Here is a 6,556-nt window from a genome sequence, read left to right as displayed (position 1 = left end):
TCGCCTTCCTGGCGATGGTGTTCGGCATGTTCATGGCGATCCTCGACATCCAGATCGTCTCGGCCTCGCTGTCTGAAATCCAGGCCGGCCTGAGCGCCAGCTCGGACGAAATCCCGTGGGTGCAGACCGCCTATCTGATCGCCGAGGTGGTGATGATCCCGCTGTCGGGCTTCCTCAGCCGCATGCTGTCGACGCGCGTGCTGTTCACCATCGCCGCGGCCGGCTTCACGGCGGCCAGCGCGCTTGCCGCGACAGCCACCAACATCGACCAGATGATCGTCTACCGCGCCATCCAGGGTTTCATCGGCGGCGGCATGATCCCGAGCGTCTTCGCGGCCGCCTTCACCATCTTCCCGCCGTCGCGGCGCGCCGTCGTCTCGCCGATGATCGGCCTGGTGGCGACGCTGGCGCCGACGATCGGTCCGACGGTCGGCGGCTATATCAGCCATGCCATGTCCTGGCACTGGCTGTTCCTGATCAATGTCGTGCCGGGCATCCTGGTGGCGACGGCTGCGTGGTCGCTGATCGACTTCGACAAGCCGAACCTCAAGCTGTTCTCCAAGTTCGACTGGTGGGGCCTGTTTGGCATGGCCGCCTTCCTCGGCTGCATGGAGTATGTGCTGGAGGAAGGTCCGAACCATGACTGGCTGCAGGAGCCGGCCGTGTTCGCCTGCGCCATCATCATGACGATCGGCGGCATCGTGTTCTTCTGGCGCGTCTTCACCGCCGAGGAGCCGATCGTCGACCTCAGGGCCTTCAGCAACGTCAACTTCGCCTTCGGCTCGCTGTTCTCCTTCGTCGTCGGCATCGGCCTTTACGGGCTCACCTATCTCTATCCGGTGTTCCTCGGCCGTATCCGCGGCTACGATTCGATGATGATCGGCGAGGCGCTGTTCGTCAGCGGCCTGGCGATGTTCTTCACCGCGCCCGTTGCCGGCATCCTGTCGAACAAGATCGATCTGCGTCTGATGATGATGATCGGCTTCTTCGGCTTCGCCACCGGCACCTGGTGGATGACGCACCTGACAGCCGACTGGGATTTCTATGAGCTGTTGATCCCGCAGATCCTGCGCGGCTGCTCGATGATGCTGTGCATGGTGCCGATCAACAACATCGCGCTCGGCACGCTGCCGCCGGAGCGCCTGAAGAATGCGTCGGGCCTGTTCAACCTGACCCGCAACCTCGGCGGCGCCGTTGGCCTCGCCGTCATCAACACGGTGCTCATCAACCGCAACGCCTTCCACTATGCGCGGCTTGCCGAGCATGTGCAGTGGGGAAGCGCCGCGGCGCAGACCAAGCTGCAGAACATGACGGTGAACTTCCAGCAGACCGCGGGCCTCGACGCCAACAGCGCGGCGATCTCGAAGCTGTCGGGCATGGTCCAGCAGCAGGCGGCGCTCTTGTCCTTCATGGACGTGTTCATGATGCTGACGGTTCTGTTCGCCTCGCTCGGATTCTTCGTGCTGTTCATCAACAAGCCGGCCCAACAGGGCGGTGGCGGCGGCGGAGGCCATTGAGGAAGCCGGAACCCCCGCCTGGCCTCCTCAACGCGTGACCCCGGAAATCGGCGACGATTTCCGGGGTCATGTTTTTTGGGATAGCAAGTCCGCCCCAGCTGTCAGGCGGCGGTCGCCGGCTTGAAGCTCAGCGCCACGCCGTTGATGCAATGGCGCAGGCCGGTGGGCGGCGGGCCGTCGTCGAAGACATGGCCGAGATGGCCGCCGCAGCGGCGGCAATGGACCTCGGTGCGGGTCATGCCCAGCGAGCGGTCCTCGGTCTTGCCGATGGAATTGGGAATTTCCTGCCAGAAGCTCGGCCAGCCGGTGCCGGAATCGAACTTCGTCTCCGACGGGTAGACCGGCAGGTCGCAGCCCGCACAGGCAAAGACGCCCTTGCGGTGCTCGTTGAGCAGCGGACTGGTGCCAGGATATTCGGTGCCCTGCTTGCGCAGCACGTCGAAGGCGGCGTCAGAAAGGATGGCGTGCCATTCGGCATCGGTCTTGGTGACTTCGAACGTCTCAGCGGCGAGAGCGGGTCTCGGCGCGCCGACGCGCAGCATCGCCGCGGCCCCAACGACGAGAGCGGTGGCGGCTGTGCCGCTCCAGAGAAAATCGCGACGGTTCATGGCCGTTCCTCCTGGTCCATTGTGCCAAGATAGAGCCCTGCCCGGAAATCAAAAGCCGGTGACGCCCTATCGCTTATCCCGGTGCTGCTCCGCGCCGCCCTTGCGGACGACGCGGAGCATACCCTTGCCGGCGGCGCGGATCTTGGATGTCGCGGCCGGCGCTCAGCCATGTCTTCGCCGGCCAGGCCCGCTTTGTTACATCTTCGGCAAGAGAACCTTGTCGACGACGTGGATGACGCCGTTCGACTGGCGAACATCGGCGATGGTGACGTGGGCGACATTGCCGTTCTCGTCGGTCACGGTGACCTTGCCCTTTTCCGACTTCAGCGTCAGTGCGCAGCCGCCGACCGTCTTGACCTCATGGGCGCCGCCGTCGGCCTTGGCCATTTTGGCGACGTCGGCGGCCATGGCCTTGGCGGCGACAACGTGACAGGTGAGGATCTTGACCAACTTGTCCTTGTTCTCGGGCTTGAGCAGCGTTTCGACCGTGCCGGGCGGGAGCGCCGCGAAGGCCTCGTTGGTCGGCGCGAAAACGGTGAACGGGCCTTTGCCCTCCAGCGTGTCGACTAGGCCGGCCGCCTTGACGGCGGCGACCAGCGTGGTGTGGTCCTTCGAATTCACGGCGTTCTCGATGATGTTCTTCTTGGCGTACATCGGCGCGCCGCCGACCATCGGATTGGCGTAGGCAATGGCGCCGAGCGCCGAAAGGCCGATAGTACCGGCGAGCAGAAGGGTGGCGAGTTTACGCATATTGTCAGTCTCCTCGGGTTGTTTTTCCCGTAGCTGGGAACGCGAGGAGATACGACCCGATAAAAATTTAGTTTCGCTACGCCTCAAGATTTTGTTGATTTTCGGTATTTTTCGACAACGTCAATTTATGATGCGGTCAACCCTGTCGACCCGCGCAATTTGGCGGATAGACTTTCAATCTTCTTAGAAAAGTCGCTTTTGCGCGATGCGGGGTCAGATGCCCTTCAGGTCACCCGCGGCGACGACGGGACCGGTCGGCTGGCCGGTCGGCGAACCGCCGGTCGGTTCGAGGCTGACGGCGAGCACTGCGCCTTGCGCAAGCTTCTGCTGGACGGCCGGCGAAACGGCCATGCGCGCGGTCTGGCCGGCCGGGATGACGCCCATCGAGACCGGCGCGTTCTTGCCCTCGATCATCCAGAGCTCGAAGTCCTTGCCGGTCCCGCGGTCGCCGGAGACGAGCGACAGGCCAACCTCGTGGCGGGCGGCGTCATAGACCGCTAGATATTTGACATTGCTGTTGTCGGCCGCGAGCGAGGCGACCAGCCTGGTCTGAGGCTGCGGCGCCGGCGGATTGACATAAGGCAGGGCGACATAGACGGCCAGGGCGGCGATCGCGGCCGCGGCGAGGCCGCGCCAGAAGCCGAGGCTTGACCACAGGCCGCCGCGCGGCTCGGCGGACGTTGCCGCCGTCGAGGAAAACAGCCGGCGGTCGATCGCAACCTTGACCGAGGCCGGGGCCTCGACCGCGGCATAGGCCGCAGCCATCGGCGCGAAGTGAACCTCCCAGGCATCGACCAACCGGGCAAAAGCCGTCTCGGTGTCGATACGTCTCGAGGCAATCTGGCGTTCGTCGGCTGCCAGGACGCCGAGAACGTATTCGGCGGCGAGCAGGTCGTCGCCTCCACGTTCCGGTCCGTTGTCCTCTGCCAGCGTCATCTTTCCAGACATTCTCTAAGTTTGAGCAGGCTTCGCCGAAGCCAAGTCCGCATCGTGTTCAGCGGAACCTTGAACCGTTCCGCCAGCTCGGCATAGCTTTCGCCGCTCAGATAGGCGCCCCGGACGGCCGCCGCCCGGTCTTTCTCCAGTTCTTCGAGGCACTGGTAGATGCGTTCGGTCTCGCCGCCCGCGACAGCCATTGCCTCAGGTCCCGGCGTCGGGTCGGCGACGTCGAGGGCTACATCGATGTTGGCAGAGGGACTGCGCCGCGCCCGGATGCGATCGATCGCATGGTTGCGCGCAATGGCCACCAGCCAGGAAATCGGACTCAGATCGGAGATTGCGAAGCGGTCCGCCTTCGTCCAGATCTTGACGAAGACCTCCTGCAGCGCTTCTTCCGCATCTCCCCTGTCCTTCAATACACGAAGGCAGACGCCGAAAAGTTTCGCGCTGGTCTGCTTGTAGAGCAGATCGAACGCAGCCCGGTCCTTCATCGAAGTCCGGACGATCAGCTTGCTGATGTCCTGCGGCGCCATGCAGGCAAATTAGAAGATTGCGGTTTATTTGCAACGGTGCAGACGGGTGTTGTCCACCAGAGGCAGTCGCGCCCGCCGCCCTGTCTTTCCGGTCTCAGCCCGGTAGGCAAATATCGATTTCGATTTGCAGGGCCATGGGCTAGCCTTTTGCGCAAAACGGGGGCGGCCAAAGGGGGTGGCAATGTCGGTCGAGCGTGTGCTTTGGGAACAGGATGCGACCGGACTTGCCGAGCTGGTGCATCGGGGAGAGGTGTCGCCGCAGGAGTTGGTCGACGCGGCGATCGCGCGCGCCGAGGCGACAAGGCCAGACATCAACGCGATTGCCGAACCGCTTTACGACGCCGCGCGGACACGGGCGAAAACAGTCGATCGCAAACTGCCGCTGGCCGGCGTGCCGTTCGCGCTGAAAGACCTCGGCCTCGGCATCAAGGGCGTGCCGGTCCACGGCGGCAGCCGCATTCCCGCCTTCACCGCGGATTTCAACTCGGTGATGGTCGATCGTTATCTCGCGGCCGGGCTGATCCCCATCGCCACCAGCACCACGCCGGAGCACGGGCTGCGGCTGATGACGGAGTCGACGCGCTTCGGCATCACCCGAAATCCTTGGAACACCGGCCATACCACCGGCGGCTCGTCGGGCGGCGCCGCATCGCTCGTGGCGGCGGGTGTGGTGCCGGTCGCGCACGCTTCAGACGGCGGCGGCTCGATCCGCGTGCCCTCGGCCTGCAGCGGGCTGGTCGGGCTGAAGACCTCACGCGGCCGGGTGCCGCTGACGCCGCTCATCACCGAAAGCTGGTACGGCATGGTCGTCGATCACGCCGTCAGCCGATCGGTGCGCGACACAGCGCTCCTGCTCGACCTGACACACGGCGCCGATCCTCTTTCTCCTTATGAGGCGCGGTCGCCGAAAGGCTCGTTCGCGGCGGCCGCGGCCCGCGATCCGGGCAGGCTCAGCCTCGCCGTCTACCGCAAGTCGCCGCTCGGCCTGCCGATCTCGAGCGAGACGATGGCCGCGTTGGACGCGGCGGTGGCGCTGGCGCGCGAAGGCGGACACAGCGTCGAGGAGATCGACCTTCCCTTTATCGACCGCGACTTCATCGCCGATTTCTGCAAGAGCGTCGCCTCGGCGGTTGCCGGCACGGTGCGGGCCGAAGCGCTGCGTATCGGTCGTCCGGTAACCGGCGATATCGAGCGTGCGACCCGCGTGCTCAGCCGCCTCGGCGAAATCCTGACCGCCGGCGAGGTCTATGACGGCGTGCAGCGGCTCCAGGCCAAGGCGCGCCAGCTGATAACCGAGACCGCGCGTTACGACGCCGTGCTGATGCCGCTGATCGCGCACCCGCCGCTCGCCTGCGGCTCGATGGACCCGAAGGGCGCGGACGAGCTGATCGAAAACCTGCTCGACAGGCTGCATCTGACAAGACTGCTCAGGATCAAGCCGGTGTTTGATCAGATGATGGACAAAAGCCTGTGGTTCACCCACTGGCCGGCGATCCAGAACGTCAGCGGCCAACCCTCGATCGCATTGCCGGTGCACGTCACGGCGGGCGGCCTGCCGCTCGGCATCCAGGCAGCCGGGCGGCCCGGAGACGAGGAGACGCTGCTCTCGCTCGCCGCTCAGATGGAGAAGATTTCGGGCTGGCTCAACCGGCGCGCGCCGCTCAAGGTGCCGGGTTAAGGACCGCTGTTTTCATCATTGTGACCGCAAAGCCGTTTGCGACCCGGGGCAATTCCCGCTAAGACGCCGCCATCCTTGCCAGTTTGGGAACCACACCGATGACGGAGATCGCCGCCAACGCCGAAATGCAGGCCGCGCTGCTTTCCAGCGCGCTGCCCTACATGCAGCGCTACGAGCACAAGACGGTCGTGGTGAAATATGGCGGCCACGCCATGGGCGACAACACGCTGGGCAGGGCTTTCGCGCGCGACATAGCGCTGCTCAAGCAATCCGGCGTCAACCCGATCGTCGTGCATGGCGGCGGCCCGCAGATTGGCGCGATGCTCGCCAAGATGGGCATCGAATCCAAGTTCGAGGGCGGCCTGCGCGTCACCGACCAGAAGACGGTCGAGATCGTCGAGATGGTGCTGGCCGGCTCGATCAACAAGGAGATCGTCGCGCTGATCAACGCCGAAGGCGAATGGGCGATCGGGCTGTGCGGCAAGGACGGCAACATGGTGTTCGCCGAAAAGGCGCGCAAGACCATGATCG

The 6,556-nt window shown here is 64.7% G+C and carries 7 protein-coding genes; 3 read left to right on the top strand and 4 right to left on the bottom strand.

Features of this window, described 5'->3' with window-relative positions:
- Positions 1-1,517, top strand: a 1,517-nt coding sequence (locus Q0L57_RS02860) for a DHA2 family efflux MFS transporter permease subunit (protein WP_296737655.1), incomplete at its 5' end; no start/stop codon positions are given.
- Positions 1,518-1,618: 101 nt separating this feature from the next.
- Here the strand turns inward: Q0L57_RS02860 and msrB are convergent.
- The 4 genes from msrB to Q0L57_RS02840 all read right to left on the bottom strand — a co-directional run bounded on the left by msrB (position 1,619) and on the right by Q0L57_RS02840 (position 4,347).
- Entirely contained in the window at positions 1,619-2,125 is a 507-nt protein-coding gene (msrB, locus tag Q0L57_RS02855; protein WP_296737653.1) for a peptide-methionine (R)-S-oxide reductase MsrB, read from the bottom strand.
- A 195-nt stretch (positions 2,126-2,320) separates the two neighbouring features.
- Entirely contained in the window at positions 2,321-2,875 is a 555-nt protein-coding gene (locus tag Q0L57_RS02850; RefSeq protein ID WP_296737651.1) for a fasciclin domain-containing protein, read from the bottom strand.
- Between the two features lie 213 nt (positions 2,876-3,088).
- Complete coding sequence (locus Q0L57_RS02845) at positions 3,089-3,811, bottom strand: anti-sigma factor (RefSeq protein WP_296737650.1); 723 nt, start codon at positions 3,809-3,811, stop codon at positions 3,089-3,091.
- Entirely contained in the window at positions 3,808-4,347 is a 540-nt protein-coding gene (locus Q0L57_RS02840) for a sigma-70 family RNA polymerase sigma factor (RefSeq protein WP_296737647.1), read from the bottom strand. The genes Q0L57_RS02845 and Q0L57_RS02840 overlap by 4 nt, the downstream gene beginning before the upstream one ends.
- A 181-nt stretch (positions 4,348-4,528) precedes the next feature.
- Between Q0L57_RS02840 and Q0L57_RS02835 the strand changes: the two genes are divergently transcribed.
- Together Q0L57_RS02835 and argB are read left to right on the top strand one after the other, a co-directional pair.
- The gene (locus Q0L57_RS02835) at positions 4,529-6,025 is read left to right on the top strand and encodes an amidase (RefSeq protein WP_296737645.1); all 1,497 of its coding nucleotides are present in this window, start codon (positions 4,529-4,531) and stop codon (positions 6,023-6,025) included.
- 98 nt (positions 6,026-6,123) lie between these two features.
- Positions 6,124-6,556, top strand: a 433-nt coding sequence (gene argB / locus Q0L57_RS02830) for an acetylglutamate kinase (RefSeq protein ID WP_296737643.1), incomplete at its 3' end; no start/stop codon positions are given.

The sequence above is a fragment of the Mesorhizobium sp. genome (genome assembly GCF_024509055.1).
In the GTDB taxonomy this organism is placed as follows: domain Bacteria; phylum Pseudomonadota; class Alphaproteobacteria; order Rhizobiales; family Rhizobiaceae; genus Mesorhizobium.
Note: the sequence above shows the minus strand (reverse complement) of the source record. Positions and strands in the feature narration are given on the sequence as shown.